The sequence below is a fragment of the Limosilactobacillus reuteri genome (assembly GCF_002254085.1).
Classification (GTDB): Bacteria; Bacillota; Bacilli; order Lactobacillales; family Lactobacillaceae; genus Limosilactobacillus; species Limosilactobacillus reuteri_K.
In genome coordinates, this window is the sequence record NZ_NGPY01000003.1 from 21199 (window position 1) to 40465 (window position 19267).

At 39.9% G+C, this 19267-nt stretch carries 20 protein-coding genes and 1 other annotated feature; of the genes, 17 read left to right on the forward strand and 3 right to left on the reverse strand.

Features of this window, described 5'->3' with window-relative positions; translation table 11 throughout:
• Nucleotides 1-4 precede the first annotated feature (4 nt).
• From CBG10_RS00805 to tsaD, 14 genes are all read left to right on the forward strand, one after another.
• A complete protein-coding gene (locus tag CBG10_RS00805) occupies nt 5-253 on the forward strand; it encodes a YaaL family protein (protein WP_003667379.1) in 249 nt (82 codons plus the stop codon).
• A 9-nt stretch (nt 254-262) separates the two neighbouring features.
• Complete coding sequence (tmk, locus tag CBG10_RS00810) at nt 263-904, forward strand: dTMP kinase (RefSeq protein ID WP_094502059.1); 642 nt, start codon at nt 263-265, stop codon at nt 902-904.
• Nucleotides 905-920: 16 nt separating this feature from the next.
• Nucleotides 921-1244, forward strand: coding sequence for a cyclic-di-AMP receptor (locus tag CBG10_RS00815; RefSeq protein WP_003666336.1), 324 nt, complete (start codon nt 921-923; stop codon nt 1242-1244).
• Nucleotides 1245-1258: 14 nt separating this feature from the next.
• On the forward strand, nt 1259-2272 hold the full coding sequence (gene holB, locus CBG10_RS00820; protein WP_094504141.1) for a DNA polymerase III subunit delta': 1014 nt from the start codon (nt 1259-1261) through the stop codon (nt 2270-2272).
• A gap of 10 nt (nt 2273-2282) precedes the next feature.
• The gene (locus CBG10_RS00825) at nt 2283-2633 is read left to right on the forward strand and encodes a DNA replication initiation control protein YabA (RefSeq protein WP_003676322.1); all 351 of its coding nucleotides are present in this window, start codon (nt 2283-2285) and stop codon (nt 2631-2633) included.
• 8 nt (nt 2634-2641) lie between these two features.
• Nucleotides 2642-3508, forward strand: a complete 867-nt coding sequence (gene rsmI, locus CBG10_RS00830; RefSeq protein WP_019252263.1) for a 16S rRNA (cytidine(1402)-2'-O)-methyltransferase — start codon at nt 2642-2644, stop codon at nt 3506-3508.
• Nucleotides 3509-3517: 9 nt separating this feature from the next.
• Nucleotides 3518-4279: an acyl-[acyl-carrier-protein] thioesterase gene (locus CBG10_RS00835; RefSeq protein WP_094502053.1), complete on the forward strand. Its 762-nt coding sequence runs from the start codon at nt 3518-3520 to the stop codon at nt 4277-4279.
• 163 nt (nt 4280-4442) lie between these two features.
• Nucleotides 4443-5957: an exopolyphosphatase gene (locus CBG10_RS00840; RefSeq protein WP_094504143.1), complete on the forward strand. Its 1515-nt coding sequence runs from the start codon at nt 4443-4445 to the stop codon at nt 5955-5957.
• 1 nt (nt 5958) lies between these two features.
• Nucleotides 5959-8202 carry an RNA degradosome polyphosphate kinase gene (locus CBG10_RS00845; protein WP_094502049.1) on the forward strand — a complete coding sequence of 748 codons (2244 nt, stop codon included), beginning with the start codon at nt 5959-5961 and terminating at the stop codon, nt 8200-8202.
• Between the two features lie 3 nt (nt 8203-8205).
• Nucleotides 8206-9177 carry a Ppx/GppA family phosphatase gene (locus CBG10_RS00850; RefSeq protein WP_019252267.1) on the forward strand — a complete coding sequence of 324 codons (972 nt, stop codon included), beginning with the start codon at nt 8206-8208 and terminating at the stop codon, nt 9175-9177.
• 111 nt (nt 9178-9288) lie between these two features.
• Nucleotides 9289-10284, forward strand: a complete 996-nt coding sequence (galE, locus tag CBG10_RS00855) for a UDP-glucose 4-epimerase GalE (RefSeq protein ID WP_003666351.1) — start codon at nt 9289-9291, stop codon at nt 10282-10284.
• A 144-nt stretch (nt 10285-10428) separates the two neighbouring features.
• Nucleotides 10429-11154 carry a tRNA (adenosine(37)-N6)-threonylcarbamoyltransferase complex dimerization subunit type 1 TsaB gene (gene tsaB, locus CBG10_RS00860; protein ID WP_094511349.1) on the forward strand — a complete coding sequence of 242 codons (726 nt, stop codon included), beginning with the start codon at nt 10429-10431 and terminating at the stop codon, nt 11152-11154.
• Complete coding sequence (rimI, locus tag CBG10_RS00865) at nt 11138-11692, forward strand: ribosomal protein S18-alanine N-acetyltransferase (protein WP_019252269.1); 555 nt, start codon at nt 11138-11140, stop codon at nt 11690-11692. Before tsaB ends, rimI begins: the two co-directional genes overlap by 17 nt.
• 18 nt (nt 11693-11710) lie before the next feature.
• On the forward strand, nt 11711-12742 hold the full coding sequence (gene tsaD / locus CBG10_RS00870) for a tRNA (adenosine(37)-N6)-threonylcarbamoyltransferase complex transferase subunit TsaD (RefSeq protein ID WP_094504146.1): 1032 nt from the start codon (nt 11711-11713) through the stop codon (nt 12740-12742).
• A gap of 111 nt (nt 12743-12853) precedes the next feature.
• On the opposite strand, the gene proC is transcribed toward tsaD, so the two are convergent.
• The 3 genes from proC to proB are packed head-to-tail and all read right to left on the reverse strand — an operon-like array spanning nt 12854 to nt 15689.
• Complete coding sequence (gene proC, locus CBG10_RS00875; RefSeq protein WP_094504147.1) at nt 12854-13627, reverse strand: pyrroline-5-carboxylate reductase; 774 nt, start codon at nt 13625-13627, stop codon at nt 12854-12856.
• Between the two features lie 17 nt (nt 13628-13644).
• Nucleotides 13645-14889 carry a glutamate-5-semialdehyde dehydrogenase gene (locus CBG10_RS00880; RefSeq protein ID WP_094511351.1) on the reverse strand — a complete coding sequence of 415 codons (1245 nt, stop codon included), beginning with the start codon at nt 14887-14889 and terminating at the stop codon, nt 13645-13647.
• 11 nt (nt 14890-14900) lie between these two features.
• On the reverse strand, nt 14901-15689 hold the full coding sequence (gene proB, locus CBG10_RS00885) for a glutamate 5-kinase (RefSeq protein WP_094502033.1): 789 nt from the start codon (nt 15687-15689) through the stop codon (nt 14901-14903).
• 309 nt (nt 15690-15998) lie between these two features.
• Nucleotides 15999-16242: a binding site (T-box leader), on the forward strand.
• 38 nt (nt 16243-16280) lie between these two features.
• On the opposite strand from proB, the gene CBG10_RS00890 reads away from it, so the two are divergent.
• From CBG10_RS00890 to CBG10_RS00900, 3 genes are read left to right on the forward strand one after another with little or no spacing between them, the layout of a single operon-like run.
• Nucleotides 16281-17066 carry a carbon-nitrogen family hydrolase gene (locus CBG10_RS00890; protein WP_168353422.1) on the forward strand — a complete coding sequence of 262 codons (786 nt, stop codon included), beginning with the start codon at nt 16281-16283 and terminating at the stop codon, nt 17064-17066.
• 16 nt (nt 17067-17082) lie between these two features.
• A complete protein-coding gene (locus tag CBG10_RS00895; RefSeq protein WP_029507767.1) occupies nt 17083-18261 on the forward strand; it encodes a pyridoxal phosphate-dependent aminotransferase in 1179 nt (392 codons plus the stop codon).
• A gap of 13 nt (nt 18262-18274) precedes the next feature.
• Nucleotides 18275-19240 carry a ketopantoate reductase family protein gene (locus CBG10_RS00900; RefSeq protein ID WP_094507849.1) on the forward strand — a complete coding sequence of 322 codons (966 nt, stop codon included), beginning with the start codon at nt 18275-18277 and terminating at the stop codon, nt 19238-19240.
• Nucleotides 19241-19267: the final 27 nt, after the last annotated feature.

Genomic DNA, 19267 nt, shown 5'->3' on the forward strand with positions numbered 1-19267 from the left:
GGAAATGTTTTTTAAGCGGCCGACTAAAGAGGTAGAACGTGAACGAAACCAACGTCTGCTAGAAGCGGTATACTCTACGAAGGCTAGTTGGGATCATGCACGTGAGACTGAACGGGCAGTATATGAAGCAAACGTTAATAGTGAACTTCATTATCGTTCCCGGATTCAAGAGCAGAAATTTTTATACCTATACAAAATTGCTCGCAAATTTAAGGTTCACGGGAAATTAAATGATGGAGTAATTGATCGCTAGGAGAGAGAAATGGACGGTAAATTTATATCATTTGAAGGACCGGATGGCGCGGGTAAGACAAGTGTAATCCAACAGATCCAACGGGAATTGGAAGATCAGCTTGGCACAGAAAAAGTTATGTATACTCGTGAACCGGGTGGTAATAAGATCTCTGAGCAAATTCGCCAGGTACTGTTTGATGGTCAAAATACCGATATGGATGGACGGACAGAAGCATTGCTTTTTGCTGCTGCTCGTCGGCAACACATTGTTTCAGAAATAATTCCGGGGCTGAAAGCAGGGAAAGTTATTCTGTGTGATCGCTTTGTGGATAGTTCCATTGCTTACCAGGGAGCTGGCCGGGGCCTTGGAGAAAAAGAAATTTGGCAAATTAATCAGTTTGCGATTGATGGGCTAATGCCGGCGTTGACAATTTATCTTGATATTGAATCGGAAATTGGCTTAAAACGGATTGCTGAACATCGTTCTAATCAAGTTAATCGATTAGATGAAGAAAAGCTTGAATTTCATCGAACTGTTCGTCAATCTTATTTAAAACTCTACCAGAATTATCCAGAACGCATAAAGTTGATTGATGCAAGCCAGCCATTGGAAAAAGTGATTGAGGACGTAAAAACAACAATTCATGACCGGTTTTCAGATTTGTTTTAAAAAAGGGTGATTAATAATGAAAATGATTATTGCAATTGTTCAATCAAAGGATAGCAATCGTTTACGAAAAGCATTTAATAAAGCTGATATTCACGTTACTCAATTATCAACAACTGGTGGCTTTCTTCGTGAAGGAAATGCGACATTTTTAATTGGGATTGAGGACGACCGTGTTCAAGAAGTATTATCAGTAATTAAAAAGAATGCTGAATCACGTGAACAATACGTTACATCGCAAATGCATATGGATGTTGAAGGCGGTTCGGCATTTCCTGTCAATGTAAAGATTGGTGGGGCAACTGTCTTTGTCTTACCAGTAGAAGACTTCATTAAATTTTAAGTAGGTGAAGATGGGTGGCTGAACAAGGACAAACACGTGCAGAAAAATTACAACCAGCAATAATTACTCGTTTTCAAAAAATATTATCAAATAATGAGCTTGCTCATGCTTATCTGTTTGTTGGGCCAGGTGGTTCAGGAAAAATGTCTCTTGCCCAATGGTTATCATTACGGTTATTTTGTCTTCATCCCCAGGACAATGAACCAGACTTAACCTGTGCCGAGTGTCAGCGAATTTTATCTGGAAACCATCCTGACATTGTCTATGCTGCTCCAGAAGGTCGCCAAATAAAGGTTGATGAGATTCGCCACTTAAAAGCAGAGTTTTCTAAGAGTGCGGTAGAAGGCAATAAGAAAATTTTTATTATTAAAGATGCTGATAAAATGACAAACGGTGCAGCAAATAGTCTTCTTAAGTTTATTGAAGAACCAGGAGCTGGCGTTTATATCTTTATGCTAACGACTAATAAAAGTGCTGTCTTACCAACGATTCGATCACGAACACAGGTGATTGAACTGCCACCATTAAAACGAGATGCATTGTTAACAGTTTTAACTGAGCATAATATTCCACAATCTCAACAACAGATTGCTGTTGGGATTACAGATTCCGTCGCAATGATTGAACAATGGCAAGAAGATAATTGGTTTGCGAGTGCGATCAAAGGAGTCATTCAGTGGTATCAAGATACGACACGAAATGGCATGTTAGGCTTTGTTGATGTTCAGACAATTCTGCAAAAAGTAGCTACCGACCGGGATAAACAACGAGTAATTCTGGACTTAATTACCTTAATCTGGCGTGATACGCTAATGGTAAATTCGGGAATAACAGCAGCCAACCGTCTTCACTTTAATAATATTTTAGGAGAAATGGGAGAAGTAGTTAGAAAATACTCTCCTCAACAATTGTTAGCAGCTAGTCAGTTAACGTTGGAAACTCGTCACATGTTAGAACAAAATATTAGTTTTCAAAATATTGTTGAACAATTGACGATTCGGCTTGTGCAGGTTTTAAGCATTAGTTAGGGGCGAAAAGATGAGTGAAGAATATAGTTCAGATAATCTTTATGAACAATTTGCGCAGGTGATGAACCAGACTCAGGATTTGGTTAATAAAATGGAGCAGCTACAGGCAAAAATTATTGCTATTTCTGAGGAAAATGTGGAACTTTCAATTGAAAACAAGCATTTGCGTCAGATGATTAAAGAAAAGCAGCCACATCATAGTGAAAATCAATTATCTGGATCACGGCAAAATTTAAAAGAACTTTACCAACAGGGTTTTCATGTTTGCAGTGAGTACTATGGTAAGCGTCTTGAGCCTAATGAATCTTGTACTTTTTGTTTAGATGCAATATTTGGACACGAACAAGGAATGACAAAATAGGAGATAGTATGCAGCAAATTAGTAGTTTTAATGATCACCAATCAGGAAGTTTATATTTGGTTCCAACCCCAATTGGAAATTTAGATGATATGACTTTCCGTGCAATTAAAACCTTAAAAGAAGTGGATCTGATTGCTGCTGAAGATACACGTCATACTCAGCAACTATTAAACCATTTTGATATATCGACCCGTCAAATTAGTTTTCATGAGCATAATACTGAACAACGTGTTCCAGAATTAATTGAGAAGTTAAAAGCTGGTTATTCGATTGCCCAGTGCAGCGATGCAGGGATGCCTTCGATTTCTGACCCCGGCAAGGAATTGGTAGCGGCGGCCGTTAGAGAAGGGGTGCCAGTAATCCCGCTTCCGGGCGCTAATGCAGGATTGACGGCTCTTATTGCTTCGGGGTTAGTTCCCCAGCCGTTCTACTTCTTTGGCTTTTTAGAGCGTAAACACCAGCAGCAAGTAACGGCACTGGAGCAATTAAAAGATCGTAAAGAAACGATGATCTTTTATGAAGCTCCGCACCGCTTAAAAAAGACTTTAGCTACGATGGCGGAAGTTTTTGGCGATGAACGGCGGGTTGTATTAGCACGGGAACTAACTAAACGCTATGAAGAGTTTACCCGGGGAACGCTTGCTGAAGTAACTGCCTGGTTTGCAGATCACCAACCACGAGGAGAATTCGTTATTCTAGTAGCAGGGAATGAGCACCCCACAGAGAAGACGGATAATGAGATTGGATTGCCATTAACAGAGCAGGTTGACAAGGAAATTTTAAATGGTCTTTCCACTAATGCTGCGATTAAGCTAGTGGCAAAGAAAAATAATATAAAACGCCAGGAATTATATAAACAATATCATCAATTGTAGGAGAAAAGTATGGAGTTAAAGCAAGAAGCACAAACATTCGAAATGCCACACTTACTAACATATTATGAGTGTGATGAAACAAGTCATCCAAGCTTGAGTATGATATTGAGTATGATTTCTATGGTATCCGATGAGCACAGTATGTTTTTAGGAATGGGAACCGAAGAAATACAGGCTACTGGCGGTACGTGGGTAGTAAGCGGCTATGAAGGACAGCTTTCCGCAAAGCAGCCTTCTTTTGGGGAAACTGTCATTTTAGGAACAAAAGCTGTTTCCTACAATCGCTTTTTTGCTGTTCGTGATTTTTGGATAACGGATAAAGAACACCAGGTTGAATATGCACGAATTAGGTCGATTTTTGTGTTTATGAATCTAAAGACGCGGCGAATGCAATCTATTCCACCTGCTTTGATTGAGCCGTTTAAAGCTCCTGTTGCGAAAAGGATTCCTCGCCTAAAACGACCTCAAAAATTGGACGAAAATGCTTCGGTAATAAAGAAAAATTATCAAGTTCGTTATTTTGACCTTGATGCTAATCATCATGTTAATAATGCTCGTTACTTTGATTGGCTTCTTGATCCGCTTGGGCGCGATTTTTTACGCGGAAATCAGATAAAGAGATTTAATTTGCAATATCTTCAAGAGGTACGCAATGGGGAAATAGTGGAAAGTAAAGTTAATAAGCTCCAAACAAATGATGAAAAGGTAACTTATCATCAGATTGGTGTTGGTGAGCAAATTGATGCAATTGCTGAGATAGAATGGTATTAAAAATTAATCAATGAATAATAGCGACTGGTTTCTAGACAGGAAATTAGTTGCTATTTTATTTTAGCCCTAATATAGACAAAAAGATCTTGAATGGTTTAATGTAGAGACATTTAAAGGAAGATGGTATTCTATGAATAGTAGTAATTATGAGGAGTGAGTTGACGTGAAAAGATCTTTAACGGCGATTATTTACCTTGAACCCGATCAAGTTAATTTACGGATCATTGAGATACCTACTTTAAAAGTGATAAATAATATTCGATCGGGCCTTCTAAATATCGGGAACGCTAAAGTTGCTAATTATTCAGAAAACATGACTACAATTGTTAATAATATTGAGGGATTTAAACAAATTATCAATGATTATCAAGCAACCGCAGTTAAGTTTTATGGCGATTTAGAAGACCTTGACCCCGTCGCAACCCGGTATGTGGCTGATCAGTTAGAAGTGCGGACAGGGTTACAGATTGAATGGCTAAACAATAACCAACTAATGGCTCAGTCAATGAGCTACCTTTTAACCTTGTTGCCAGATTTTGAGAAACTTAGTAAGCACAATATGTATCTTCTAAGCATCGGTCTTAGCTCAACTACCTTGGCCTATTTTCACCATGGAAGCTTCGAACGGGCATGGGATATCGATCTTGGTAATGCAAAAATCAGTCAGTTGGTGGGCCGTCTCCGAAAAACTGCCACTAATCCAACTGAAATTATTCAAGATTATATTAGTAGTAAACTAGAGTATTTAACACCAGAACTAACGAAGAAAAAGCATACAGTAATGATGGTGCAAAATGCTCTCTCACTCAATAAATTGTTTTTGCCAAATGATCAGCAGATCGCGGAAGTTCCCCTAAATGAATTTCATGATGATTACCAAAAGATTTTATCGCCAGTAAAAGATGGCTTAATGAAAAATATTCAGATTGATGACCAACAATTCGAATTATTATTACCAAATTATTTGGTAACGGCGCGAACAGTGCGCTTAATTCAACCAGCGGGCCTTTACGTAACTGATATTTCAACGATGGATGGGATTTCCCATGGAATTGGGGTTGATAATCCTAAAACGAGACGGCAAATTAATGAAATGATCAGAACAGCTGCCGATAATATTTCTTCACGATACGGTGTTGATTCAGCTCATCGGGATTTTGTAACGCGCTTTTCGCTCCAACTCTTTGATCAATTACGCCCAATTCATCGTCTTGGTCAACATGAGCGATTATTATTAGAAATAGCTAGTAGAATTGATGACATTGGTAATTTTATTAATCAACGAGGACACTACCGTCACTCTGCTTATATTATGGAGGCTAATCCTTTAATCGGCCTTTCGGATAAAGATAATCGGATTATTGCTGAAGTGGCCAGATATCATAGTGCAGAGTCTCCAGATATTAGTCAAGCTCATTACCGCCATCTCGATGATGAGATCCAGATGCCAGTAGCAAAATTAGCTGCTATTTTACGATTAGTTGACGCATTGGATGATTCACGGCTGCAAAAAATTTCAAATATTAAATTGAAATTAGTAGGAGATAGCCGTTTAATCATTAAAGCAACAGCTAATGATGACCTTGTTCTTGAAAAGTGGTCTTTTAGTAAAAAGTCGCAACTATTTAAGGATGTATACGGAATTGAACCGGTCTTAACTGAGAGGAGCGATCTTTAAGATGTATAAGGAGTTTTATAAGCCACAGAATTATGTCAATCGGGAATTGAGTTGGATTGACTTTAATGGACGAGTACTTGGAGAGGCCACTGATACCGCCAATCCGTTGTTAGAACGTGCTAATTTCTTGGGAATTACCCAAAGCAATGTTGATGAATTTTTTATGGTGCGTGTTGCCTCGCTTCATAAACTTGCTGCTGCCAACGTTACTACTACTGATGCGTCTGGTCTAACTCCAGAAGAGCAGTTGGATGCAGTGAATGAAAAAGAACATCGGATGGTTAAGCAACGGTATGAAGTTTACAATCAGCAAATTATTCCGGATCTTGCTAGAAACGATATTCATATCCTCCATGTTCACGAACTTGCTGAGAAACAATATGAATTTATTCGCCGATATTTTAATGATGAGCTGATGCCAGTTTTGACTCCCATGGCAGACGATGCCTCACGTCCGTTTCCCTTTATCTCCAATAATTCCTTAAATATTGCTGTTCAGCTGCGGCGGCAAATCCATCCAATAAGTAAACCAGTTGCAGAGGAAATTTTAGAAGGGGATCAAGAAGTTCATCGTCCACAAATTGAACCACATGATGATCGTCAAGAAGCGGATATCAAATTTGCAACAGTCCGTGTTCCGGAAATTTATAAGCGGTTAGTCCGGCTGCCAGGAGAAAATATTTTCATTTTGATTGATGAAATTATTACTGAATTCCTTAGTACGCTTTTTCCTGGATATGAGATATTAGCTACGGCATCATATCGAGTTATGCGGGATATGGACTTAGACGTGGCTGAAGAAGATACGTCAGATTTACTCCGGGCAGTCAAACGGCAATTGCGAGAACGAGAACATGGGCGGGTGATGCGCCTAGAAGTTCCAGCTTCAATCGATGAATGGTTAAAGGATCAGTTAATTGATAATCTGCATGTAAGTGAACGATCACTGTATGAAGTAGATGGGCCCGTTGATTTAACTTTCTTGAAAAAATTATCGGGGATGGTTGATGGACATGATGACTTGCGCTATCCGCCATATAAGCCATACCTCAATCCAGCGTTAGATATGGACCATAATATTTTTTCTTCAATTCGCCAAAAGGACTACTTAATGCAGCATCCTTATGATAATTTTCAAGCCGTGGTTAACTTTATCCACCAAGCAGCCATTGATCCAGATGTTTTAGCAATCAAGATGACTCTTTATCGGGTCTCTGGTAATTCACCGATTATTAAGTATCTCGGAATGGCCGCGCAACAGGGCAAGCAAGTAACGGTCTTAGTTGAAGTTAAAGCGCGGTTTGATGAACAAAATAACGTTCGATGGGCACAACGGCTTGAACAGATGGGGTGCCACGTTATTTACGGTTTAGTTGGCCTTAAAACGCACTGTAAAGTTGCCTTGGTTATCCGTCGTGATGAAGATGGACTGCGGCGTTACATGCACCTAGGAACTGGTAACTATAATGACGTAACAGCTCATTTTTACACCGATATGGGATTATTTACTTGTGACCATGAGCTGGGTATCGATATGACGAACCTGTTTAATATGCTGTCAGGATTTGCTCGACCAGCTTATTTCAATGAATTACGGGTATCTCCTGATGGAATCCGGACATTTATTAATGCCAAAATTGATGAGCAAATTGAAAATGCCAAAAATGGTAATCCTGCATTAATTCGGATGAAGATGAATTCCTTGTCTGACAAGCAAATCATCGCCCGCCTATACGCAGCCGCTGCTAGTGGAGTTAAGGTTGAATTATTGATTCGCGGAATTACCTGTTTACGGAATGATCTGCCAGAACTGCATGGGAATATTGAAGTTCATTCTATTATTGGCCGTTTCCTTGAACACTCTCGGATCTACTACTTTAAGAGTAATGGTCATGAGGAAGTCTACCTTGCAAGTGCCGATATGATGACGAGAAATCTTAATCGACGGGTTGAAGAATTGTATCCCGTTACCCAGCCAGACACAAAAGCTCATGCAATTCATATTTTTGACGTTATGTGGAAGGATAATGTCAAGGCTCGCCGGTTAGTAGGAGATCATTATGAACGGATTGATCGTGGTGATGCTGCACCATTCAGCTCACAAGAATACTTTGTTAAACAAGCAATGAAATTGAATGCGCGTGAGAAAAAGGAGAAGAAAGCAAAAAAACATTTTTCTTCAGTTTTTGAAACTTTAACTCGCCATGTTCCCAATCTTCATTTAGATGAGCGAAAGGATGAGTAATTTATGAGCAATGAGCAGTACTTGGCAATTCTTGATTTAGGTTCGAATTCAGTTCGGCTTAAAATAACAAAAATTCAAGATAACGGGAGCTTTGAAACGGTTCAATATGAAAAAAGATACGTTCGTCTTGCTTCAAATATGGGGCCAGAAAAAATGCTGAAGTCAACTCCCGTAAAGCGGACTATTGATGCCTTAAAAGAATTTCGGGCAATTTGTGATCGATATCGAAATAAGAATCTGACAATTATTGCGGTTGCAACTGCCGCCGTTCGTCAAGCGCAAAATCAACTGCAATTTCTGGAAAAGGTCCAGCGAGAAACCGGTTTTGAAATTCACGTAATTAGTGGGGAACGAGAAGCATATCTTGACTATGTTGGAGTTAACCAGACTCTTCCAATTGATAAAGGAATAATCGTTGATACTGGAGGAGCAAGTATGGAATTAATCTCGGTAAATAATGGGGAAGCAGAAGAAGCAGTTAGTATTCCGATCGGCTCCGTCAGCATTTCTCAAACTTACCACCTTGAAGATCAGATTAATCCGGCTGATTTATTTGATGCCATGGTTAAAATTGATGAAGTCCTCTCTCAACAATTGTGGTTGAATCGGATGCGGGAAACAAAGATTGTGGCACTCGGGGGATGCAACCGTGCATTGGCGAAGGTATATCGGTGGCAACAAGCTCTTAATCCTGATGAAGTCAGACCGGTTCATGGGCTAACAATGCGTTCAGAAGAAGCCTTTTTGATTATGCGGCAGTTATTAGAAGAGGATCGGCAGACGCGGGCAGGAATCCGTGGAATTACGAAAGTGCGAGCAGATGTAATTGTCGGGGGGCTTTTACCACTTATCTCTCTTGTCCGGCAATTATCAATTAACGAGATTAGTTTTAGTAATAGTGGATTAAGAGAGGGCTTATTATTTAAGTACCTTGAGCAGCAGATTAATTTTAATCAGCTAAAATCTTCACTATAAAATTATCTGCTAAAAACTTTATTTTCTTTTTACTAAATTTTACTAATTAGAAATAGTAAAACTGTGCTACAATCACTATGAAAGCTTTAGTTGGATCAAGGAGGAAACAAGATGTCAATTTTAGTTGCTGGTGGTGCCGGATATATCGGTTCCCATATGGTAAAAGATCTTATTGAAAATGGTGAAGACGTAGTAGTTGCTGATAACTTATCAACGGGTCACCGGGATGCGATTAATCCCAAGGCTAAGTTTTACGAAGGTGACATTCGTGATCGTCAATTCTTAGACAAGATTTTTGACAATGAAGATATTACTGCAGTTGTTCACTTTGCTGCTTTCTCAATTGTCCCTGAATCAATGAGTAAGCCATTGAAGTACTTTGATAACAATACTGGTGGAATGATTACTTTGCTTGAAGCAATGCATGATCATGATATTAAGTATATTGTCTTTAGTTCAACCGCTGCTACTTATGGGGTTCCAGAGCATATGCCAATTAAGGAAACGGATCCCCAAAAACCAATTAACCCATATGGCTTGAGTAAGTTAATGATGGAAGAAATGATGGATTGGGCTGATAAAGCTTATGGTATTAAGTTTGTTGCCCTCCGTTACTTTAATGTTGCTGGGGCTGCTCCTGATGGCACGATCGGTGAAGACCATGGTCCAGAAACACACTTAGTTCCAATTATTCTTCAGGTTGCGCAAGGTAAGCGTGATGAATTGAGTATCTTTGGGGATGACTACAATACACCAGATGGTACCAATGTTCGTGACTATGTTCATGTTATGGATTTAGCAGATGCTCATATTCTTGCTATTAAGTACCTTCAAGAAGGTAACAAGAGTAATGCCTTTAACCTTGGTTCATCCACTGGCTTCTCTAACAAACAAATGCTAGAAGCAGCCCGTGAAGTTACGGGTCAACCTATTCCAGCTAAAATGGCACCACGCCGTCCAGGAGATCCAGATTCATTAGTTGCTGCTAGTGATAAGGCTCGTAATATTCTTGGATGGAGTCCTAAGTATGATGATGTTCACGACATTATTGCAACTGCTTGGAAGTGGCATTCAACTCATCCAAAGGGTTATGATGATCGCGACTAATAATCGGTTTTAAAATAACAAACAGGCTCTCAGCAAAAAATTGTTGGGGCCTGTTTTGTCGTAAATGAACAAAAGAAATTAAAAGAGAAGTCAAAGCTGATCCAGTGTGATAAGATGTAAGATGATTGAAAGGATTGATAAAAGATGAAGATTCTAGCCATCGATACATCCAACCACCCAATGAGCGTAGCGTTGGTTGAAGATGAGCAATTGTTGACAACGACGACCCTTAATATGGTTCGCAATCATAGCATTTATTTAATGCCGGCAATTAGTAAGTTATTTGAATTAGTTCAGTGGCAGCCAACAAATATTGATCGAGTAGTGGTTGCACAGGGACCTGGATCTTATACGGGAGTACGAATTGCAGTTACAACCGCTAAAGTATTGGCTGATACAGAAAAAATTGACTTAGTTGGCGTATCAAGTTTAGCAGTGTTAGCACGTAATGTGGTTCCGACATCATCAGCAATTATTGTTCCTTTCTTTGATGCACGACGGGGAAATGTATTTGCTGGGGCTTACCAGTGGGAAAATGGCGAGTTAATGACTAAAATAGAAGATCAGCATTTAGGAATTGATGTTTTGCTTGACCAGCTTGCAAAATTAGATCAACAAGTTGTTTTAGTGGGTAATATGACTGATAAGATTCAGGCCAAATATGATCAATTGCCAGCTAATGTGACACTTTTGCCACGATCTTATAGCATTCCGTCAACGTATCAATTAGCTCTTGCTGGTGAAACGAAGGAACCGGTTAAAGAGATTGACCCCTTTGTTCCACACTATTTACGAATTACTGAAGCAGAGGCTAATTGGCAAAAACTTCATCCTGGAGAAAAAAGAAAGAATTATGTTCGAGAAGTTTAAAGAATGGTTTGTCAATACGACCAATCCTACTAAACGACCGACCCTTGATTTTACGCGACGAATAGTAATGATATCCGGCCATCAGTATGTGGTTCGGATGGCAAGAGAGCAAGATATTCAAACTTTAGTCGAAATTGAAGAAAGAATCTATGGGAAAGCACCATGGAGTTATGCTGCTTTCCGCATTGAACTACAGCGGCCATGTGATCGACTATATTTAGTTATTGAGGATGACCAGCAGATTGTTGGGTTTATGGGAACGGCTATTGATTGGTATCATTATGATTTGCATATTACGAATATTGGGATTACCCCAAGTTACCAAAATAAAGGGATTGGAACGTATCTTATTTTAACAGCCAAAAACTATGCCCGGCATTTAAAATTACATTCGATGAGTTTAGAAGTACGAGTGCATAATGTATCAGCTCGGCGCTTATATGAGAGTTTAGGCTTTCGTAACCAGCATATTAAACCACGTTATTACTTAGACAATCATGAAGATGCCGTTGATATGCAAGCAAGCTTACTTAGGTAGAGGTGAAAGTATTTTATTATGACAGAACGCACATTAATTTTAGCGTTTGAATCAAGCTGTGATGAAACAAGTGTTGCTGTAATTGAAAATGGAACTAAAATCCTTTCCAATATCGTTGCAACGCAAATCGATAGTCATCAGCGGTTTGGTGGAGTAGTACCAGAAGTAGCTAGTCGCCATCATATTGAACAAATTACCAAGTGTACAAATGAAGCTTTAGAGCAAGCAGATGTAGACTATAATGACCTAGATGCTGTGGCAGTAACATACGGTCCGGGATTAGTCGGGTCATTATTAATTGGTGTGACGGCAGCGAAGGCGATCGCATGGGCTCATAATCTTCCGTTAGTGCCGGTTAATCACATGGCTGGTCATATCTATGCCGCACGCTATGTTGGAGAGTTTAAATATCCACAAATGGCATTATTAGTTTCCGGTGGACATACAGAATTAGTCTATATGCCATCAGAACATGAATACCAAATTATTGGTGAAACACGTGATGATGCTGCCGGTGAAGCCTATGATAAGATTGGTCGTGTGTTGGGAGTTAATTACCCAGCAGGAAAAACGATTGATGAATGGGCAGCTAAAGGCAAAGATACTTTTAATTTTCCACGAGCAATGGAAAAAGAAGATAATTATGACTTTAGCTTTAGTGGGTTGAAGAGTGCCTTCATCAATACTGTTCATAACGCAGACCAACGTGGGGAAAAATTAGATAAATATGATCTTGCAGCCAGTTTCCAACAAAGTGTTATCGACGTGCTTGCTGAAAAAACAATGCGTGCATTAGATGATTACCCAGTGAAACAACTGATTTTAGCTGGTGGGGTCGCTGCAAATCATGGTCTCCGTACTCGTTTAGATCATGACATGAAGGAATTTCATTCTGATGTCCCTATGCTGCAAGCACCATTGAAATTATGTGGCGACAATGCTGCAATGATTGGGGCCGCTGGTTATGTTAACCACAAACATGGCGATCGAGCAGGCTTAGACTTGAATGCAGTACCAGGATTGATGTTTGATCGAATTCAGAATAAATAATAACCATAATTAAACAGTCATGGCCTCTAGTGTTCGTGTTTCCGAACACTGGAGGCCATTGTTATACTGCGCTCTTCGTCTCTTATGAACGTAACTGCAGTTTTTTGCGTTTTATGATTCGCCATTTGCTTTGTCAACGGCATCTATCAAGGCGTAACGGAAACCATTTTTTTCCAATGCTTCCACGCCCTTGATTGTTGTACCCGCTGGTGACGTTACTTGATCGCGTAATAATGCCGGGGCAAGCTTGTTATCATAGGCTAGTGTTCCCGTACCTTTTACCATACTAGCAATAACTTCATAGGCAGTTTGGCGATCGAGACCATGCTTGACGGCGGCATCGCTCATTGCGTCCATCATCACATCAACGAATGCAGGGCCACAGCCGCTGATAACACCAATTATATCTAGTTGGCGTTCTGGAACTTCAATGACATCACCAAGACTATTTAAAACAGTCATTACTTTTGAAATTGCTTCAGCAGAAATTCCGGTTGGTAAGGCAAGCCCAATTGTGCCAGCATTAACTTCAACTGGTGTGTTGGGAATAATATTAACAATTTCTTTATTCGGAAGAACTTTTGCTAAGTCTGCATGAGTAATTCCAGCAGCGGCGGAGATAAAAATAGTGTGGTCGTTAAGTACAGCTAATTCTTTAGCGACTGCGGTTGTAATAGGGGCTGGGGTGGTCAAAATTACGATATCGGGTGTAAGGTTAACCACTTCACTATTTGTATTAACGAGTTTAAACCCGAGCTTCTCAGCAAGGCTAGTAACACGTGGATTAACAGGATTCATTGCGCTGAGGGTAAAATTCTGCGTATGGCTTAATCCCTTCATAATTGCAGTCCCCATATTTCCAACACCAATAATTGTAACTTTCATCTAAAAAACCTCCTAGATTATTTCCGAATTTGCCCATTACCGGTAATTTCATATTTGATTGTTGTTAATTGTTGTAATCCCATTGGTCCCCGAGCGTGAAGTTTTTGGGTACTGATACCAATTTCAGCGCCAAAGCCAAATTCTCCCCCATCAGTAAACCGCGTGGAGGCATTAACGTAAACACAGGCAGAATTAATGGCCTGTTGGAAGTAGCGTCCCCGGGTAATGTTGTTTGTAATAATTGATTCTGAATGATGAGTACTGTAGTGGTTAATATGGCTAATTGCATCATCGAGGGAATCAACAATTTTTACGGCCATAATTAAATCGTTGTATTCTGTATCCCAGTCTTCCTCAGTAACGGGGCGGATAGTTGATACTAGTTGGCAAGCCGTTTCGTCACCGCGTAATTGGACTCCATGTTCCGTTAAAGCTCTTGCGATAACAGGAAGAAATTCAGCGGCAATATCGCGGTGGATAAGTAATTTTTCAGCGGCATTGCATACAGAAGGCCGTTGTACTTTTGCATTTACAGTAATATTGGTCGCCATTGTTAGGTCGGCATCCTTATCAATATAAATGTGGCAATTACCCGCACCAGTTTCGATAACTGGGACCGTAGCTGTTGTTACAACCCGCTGAATAAGGGCTCGGCCGCCTCGGGGAATCAAGACATCAATGTAGTCAGTGAGATTCATCATTTCATCAGCAATCGCATGACTAGTGTCGGTAATAAGCTGAACCGCATCGACCGGTAAATGTTGTTTTTGCAATGATTCGCGAAGAATTTTTACTAAGGCAGTATTAGTCTGGATAGCTTCCTTTCCGCCCCGTAAAATAACTGCATTGCCACTCTTAAAGGTGAGGCCGGTCGCGTCCACGGTTACGTTTGGTCGTGCTTCAAAGATAATGCCAATTACTCCTAATGGTACGCGCCGTTGAAGGATTTGCAACCCATCTTTGGTAATCCAACCCTTATCGATTTGGGAAGTGGGATCGGTCAAATCAGCGATTGTCCGGAGACCGTTAGCCATGTCCGCGATACGTTGGGAATTGACCATTAACCGATCCGTAAATTTAGTTGGCATTTGGGTAGCAGTAGCCAAATCTTGTTGGTTGGCAGCGATGATTTGTTTTTTATTTTTGATCAAATCATCTGCCAATTGAAGCAATGCCTTATTTTTGGTAGCAGTGTTCATTAAAGCTAGTTTGTTTGCAGCAATTTGAGCTCTTTTTCCAATTGCGATTAAGTCTTGGTTCATTATCATCACTCCTATTTTCCAAAATGAGTACCAATAGTATGACCATCAAAAATATCAAAAAGAATTTTAGGATCACGACCATTGCATAAAATCATTTGTTTGCCTGCTTGCATCATTGTGGCAGCCGCCCGTAATTTAGTTACCATTCCGCCTGTTCCAAACCTGGTGCTGCTACCGCTTGCGGCGTTCTCTATTTCGGGCGTTAGGACTGGCACTTCTTTAATGACTTGTGCGTCAGGAAATTTATGAGGATCTTTGTCATAAAGGGCATCGATATCCGAAAGAATGATTAGTTCATCTGCGTCAATGGCAATAGCGACCTGGGAAGAGAGTTCATCATTGTCACTGAAGGTAGTGTAATGGTCAAGCTCATCAACTGACACTGGGTCGTTTTCATTAACGATCGGAATTACATTTTGCTGAAGTAAAGTATTAATTGTATTAAGCGTATGTTGCCGACTAACAGGGTAAGTGAGCACATCACGAGTAAGGAGAAGTTGGGCGACGTGCGTTTGATAATCTAAAAAGCGTTGCGAATAGATTCGCATTAAAGCAGCCTGACCGATAGATGCTAAGGCTTGCTGCTGTTCGATTTCGGCAGGACGATCTGTTAATCCTAAACTTGCAAGACCAACGCCAATTGCTCCCGAGGAAACAAGAATAAGTTGGTATCCTTGATTATTTAATGTTGCGAGAACAAATGAGAGCTGGTCGATTGTTCGTAAATTAATTTTTCCATTAGGGAGAACAAGGCTACTCGTCCCAATCTTAACAACCACTTTTTGTATTTTATGAGTCATAGAAAATCCTTTCAAAAAACAAAAAGCGCCCTTAACCGAGACACCAATTATGGCGGTACCATTCTCGTTTAAAGACGCGCTTTACACTTTTAAATTATTTTATTATTAGAATATATTAAAGTTGTAGCAGGGCTTCGGTACTGGCAATAGCTTGCAGTCGGTGGCTATTGTTCCTGGACTGACCTATTTTTATCTACAATTGAAATTTTAATTGGAGTACTAAGCTTTTGTCAAGACTAATTATTTTCGAAAGTTAATTAGAAAACGATTGACAAATAATTAAAAATAAATTAGAATACGGACAGCAATTAAATATTAGTCGTTTAAGAAGAGTAAAAGCAATTTAGCATTAAGAGAGTTTTCGGGTGGTGGAAGAAAATTACAAGTTGCTTTGAAGATGGTCTTAAAAAATACAACAAGTGTGAGGAAAAAACTAAGCACTTGTCGGCTGATATCCGTTATCAAGTATCGAAGTTTATTATGAACTTCCTGAGGCTATTCATGTGAGTGGATAGTAAATTAAGGTGGCACCACGAAAATACTCGTCCTTACTTAAGTTAAGGACGGGTATTTTTTATGGAGGTGGAAGTGATGAGACGAAAAATTGCATTAGCTCAACTTAATATTCAATTAGGAAATCCTGCCGAAAATTATCAAAAAGCTAAGCAAGCAATTGAAGAAGCTGCTAATCATCATGCAGATATCGTAGTCTTGCCAGAGATGTGGAATACTGGCTATGCCTTAGATCAATTATCAGAAGTGGCAGATGAAAATGGTCAAAAGACGCAACAATTCCTTAGTGAGTTAGCACTAAAAAATCAAATTAACATTGTCGGCGGTTCAGTAGCGGTGAGATGTGGACAATCTTTTTTTAATACAACCTATGTTTATGATCAAAAGGGAAATCTAATTAGCAGTTACGAGAAGGTGCATTTATTTGGACTAATGAATGAAGACCGATATCTAAAAGCCGGGCAAAAAGAAAATCACTTTGAATTAGCTGGTGTTCCGAGTGCAAGTTTTATTTGTTATGATTTGCGATTCCCTGAATGGATTAGAACAGTCGCTCGTTATGGAACTGACATCTTATATTTTCCAGCAGAATGGCCAAGCAAACGGATTAAACAGTGGGAAATAATGTTACGGTCGCGGGCAATTGAAAACCAAGCCTTTGTAGTCGCGGTCAATCGTGTTGGGACGGATTTAGCGAATAGTTTTAATGGCCATTCATTAGTAATTGATCCGCTTGGCCGTATTATCCATGATGCAGGAGAAGTTGAACAAGTAAGTTATGCAGTAATTGACCTAGCACAGTTAGCACAGGTTCGGGGACCGATTCCGGTGTTTAAGGATCGTCGACCAAGTCTTTATCATTAAGAAGGAGATGGAAAAGATGAATTTTGAACAATCTAAATTATTAGACACTTTACCGAAACAATTTTTTGCCAATTTAGTTGCCAAGGTTAATAAAAAAATAAGTGAAGGGGTCGATGTTATTAATCTTGGCCAAGGAAATCCTGATAAGCCAACGCCAGATTATATTGTTAAGAGCACGCAAAAATGGGTGACGGATCCGCAAACTCATAAGTATTCACTATTTCGGGGATTGCCAGCGTTTAAGGAAGCGGCAGCAAATTTTTACCAAGAAAAATATGGAGCTGATTTTGATCCGGAAAAAGAAGTAGCAATTTTGGGTGGTTCCAAGATTGGGCTTGTAGAATTGCCATGGGCATTGATGAATTCCGGCGACACTTTCCTGCTTCCTGATCCAGGCTATCCAGATTACTTATCAGGAGCAGCACTAGGAGAAGTTAATTTTGAAACAGTGCCATTATTAGCAGAAAATAACTTCCTGCCAGACTTAGAGGCAATTCCTGAAGAGGTGGCGCAACGTGCTAAATTCTTCTATCTTAACTATCCTAATAATCCTACCGGCGCTGTAGCTACTCCTGAGTTTTATCGAAAATTAGTGGCGTGGGCCAAAAAGTACCATGTGGGAATTATTAGTGACTTTGCCTATGGCGCAATTGGCTTTGACGGCCAAGCCCCAGTTAGTTTTATGGAAACACCAGGTGCTAAAGATGTGGGGATTGAATTTTATACCTTTTCTAAGACGTTCAACATGGCAGGCTGGCGAATCGCATTTGCAGTTGGTAATGCAGATATTATTGAAGCCTTAAACTTAATTCAAGACCATTTATTTGTTAGCCTTTTTCCCGCCTTACAGGAAGCTGCTATTGATGCCTTGACGCTGCCACAGCGTGATGATGCAATTGCCGAAATTGTAGGTCGTTATGAAGAAAGACGGAATGCCTTTATTAATGCGGCGGAAAAAATTGGCTGGCATGCATTTACTCCCCAGGGTACTTTCTATGCTTGGATGCCGGTTCCGAAGGGCTACACCAGTGAAAGCTTTGCAGACTTGTTATTAGACAAAGCTGGCGTGGCAGTAGCACCCGGCAATGGCTTTGGTAAACATGGTGAAGGTTATGTGCGGATTGGCCTTTTGATTGAGCCAGCACGATTAACGGAAGCCGTTGAGCGGATTGCTAAACTGAATTTATTTAATTAAGGAGGAAAAGATTATGGCTTTGAAATATACGGTTTTAGGAGCAGGTGCAATGGGTCTACGATTTGGCGTATTGCTTCAAGAACTGGCTGGCGCTAAGGTTGATTTTGTTGATAACTGGGCTCCCCAAGTTGAAACCATTAAACAACAGGGTGGGGTTTATGTTTCTCGGGACCATGAAAATCGTCACCTTGTCCCGATTAATATTTACTCACCAGAAGAATATGATGGTGATCCAGATGTGTTGATCGTTTTTGCCAAACAGATGACGCTTAGTGATTTGTTACAACGCAGTGCTCATTTCTTCCATCCTGATCACCAATATGTCTTTTCGGGGATGAATGGCATGGGACATATTGAAAAAATTAACCACTATTTTCCTAAAGAACATGTCGTGGCCGGTACTTGTTTAATTGGTACGGTTCTTAATAAGGCGGGAGATGTGGACTTTATTGGTAAACCTGGTGCTGGTTCGATCAACTTATCTCCCCAAGTCGGCGAACCTGACGAGTGGGTAAAACAAATTGTTGAGGACTTTACCACGGCGAATATTAATCCTCACCTTAATGATAATTTTTATGGTACCCTCCTAACAAAAGTAGTCTTCAATTCTGTCATTAATACGATCTGCACACTTTTTGAGATTCAAATGGGGCAATTTATCGATTACGATGGTGCAGAAAAGCTTGGTAAACAGCTAATTAATGAAGCATTTGATGTTGCAGAACGGGCTGGTATTCAGCTCTTAAGTACCCGTGAAGAGGAGTGGCAAACGATTAAATATGTTAGTGAAGTTACTAACCCGCTGCATTATCCATCGATGTACCAAGATATGAGTAAAAATCGTCCAACAGAAGTCGATTACATTAATGGATATATTTATGATTTAGGTAAAAAATATAACTATGAAGCAACAACTCATGACTTCTTACGTAATTTAGTTCACCTTGCAGAAAATACTCGTAAATTCCGACAAAACTAAAAGAAGAAGCGGATCTTTCCGCTTCTT

What these genes read in the sequence shown, in the direction of transcription:
- CBG10_RS00805 (WP_003667379.1), top strand. Translation starts at nt 5, where the DNA reads ATGTTTTTTAAGCGGCCGACTAAAGAGGTAGAACGTGAACGAAACCAA.
- tmk (WP_094502059.1), top strand. Translation starts at nt 263, where the DNA reads ATGGACGGTAAATTTATATCATTTGAAGGACCGGATGGCGCGGGTAAG.
- CBG10_RS00815 (WP_003666336.1), top strand. Translation starts at nt 921, where the DNA reads ATGAAAATGATTATTGCAATTGTTCAATCAAAGGATAGCAATCGTTTA.
- CBG10_RS00825 (WP_003676322.1), top strand. Translation starts at nt 2,283, where the DNA reads ATGAGTGAAGAATATAGTTCAGATAATCTTTATGAACAATTTGCGCAG.
- rsmI (WP_019252263.1), top strand. Translation starts at nt 2,642, where the DNA reads ATGCAGCAAATTAGTAGTTTTAATGATCACCAATCAGGAAGTTTATAT.
- CBG10_RS00835 (WP_094502053.1), top strand. Translation starts at nt 3,518, where the DNA reads ATGGAGTTAAAGCAAGAAGCACAAACATTCGAAATGCCACACTTACTA.
- CBG10_RS00845 (WP_094502049.1), top strand. Translation starts at nt 5,959, where the DNA reads ATGTATAAGGAGTTTTATAAGCCACAGAATTATGTCAATCGGGAATTG.
- CBG10_RS00850 (WP_019252267.1), top strand. Translation starts at nt 8,206, where the DNA reads ATGAGCAATGAGCAGTACTTGGCAATTCTTGATTTAGGTTCGAATTCA.
- galE (WP_003666351.1), top strand. Translation starts at nt 9,289, where the DNA reads ATGTCAATTTTAGTTGCTGGTGGTGCCGGATATATCGGTTCCCATATG.
- tsaB (WP_094511349.1), top strand. Translation starts at nt 10,429, where the DNA reads ATGAAGATTCTAGCCATCGATACATCCAACCACCCAATGAGCGTAGCG.
- rimI (WP_019252269.1), top strand. Translation starts at nt 11,138, where the DNA reads ATGTTCGAGAAGTTTAAAGAATGGTTTGTCAATACGACCAATCCTACT.
- tsaD (WP_094504146.1), top strand. Translation starts at nt 11,711, where the DNA reads ATGACAGAACGCACATTAATTTTAGCGTTTGAATCAAGCTGTGATGAA.
- proC (WP_094504147.1), bottom strand. Translation starts at nt 13,627, where the DNA reads ATGAAAGTTACAATTATTGGTGTTGGAAATATGGGGACTGCAATTATG.
- CBG10_RS00880 (WP_094511351.1), bottom strand. Translation starts at nt 14,889, where the DNA reads ATGAACCAAGACTTAATCGCAATTGGAAAAAGAGCTCAAATTGCTGCA.
- proB (WP_094502033.1), bottom strand. Translation starts at nt 15,689, where the DNA reads ATGACTCATAAAATACAAAAAGTGGTTGTTAAGATTGGGACGAGTAGC.
- CBG10_RS00890 (WP_168353422.1), top strand. Translation starts at nt 16,281, where the DNA reads ATGAGACGAAAAATTGCATTAGCTCAACTTAATATTCAATTAGGAAAT.
- CBG10_RS00895 (WP_029507767.1), top strand. Translation starts at nt 17,083, where the DNA reads ATGAATTTTGAACAATCTAAATTATTAGACACTTTACCGAAACAATTT.
- CBG10_RS00900 (WP_094507849.1), top strand. Translation starts at nt 18,275, where the DNA reads ATGGCTTTGAAATATACGGTTTTAGGAGCAGGTGCAATGGGTCTACGA.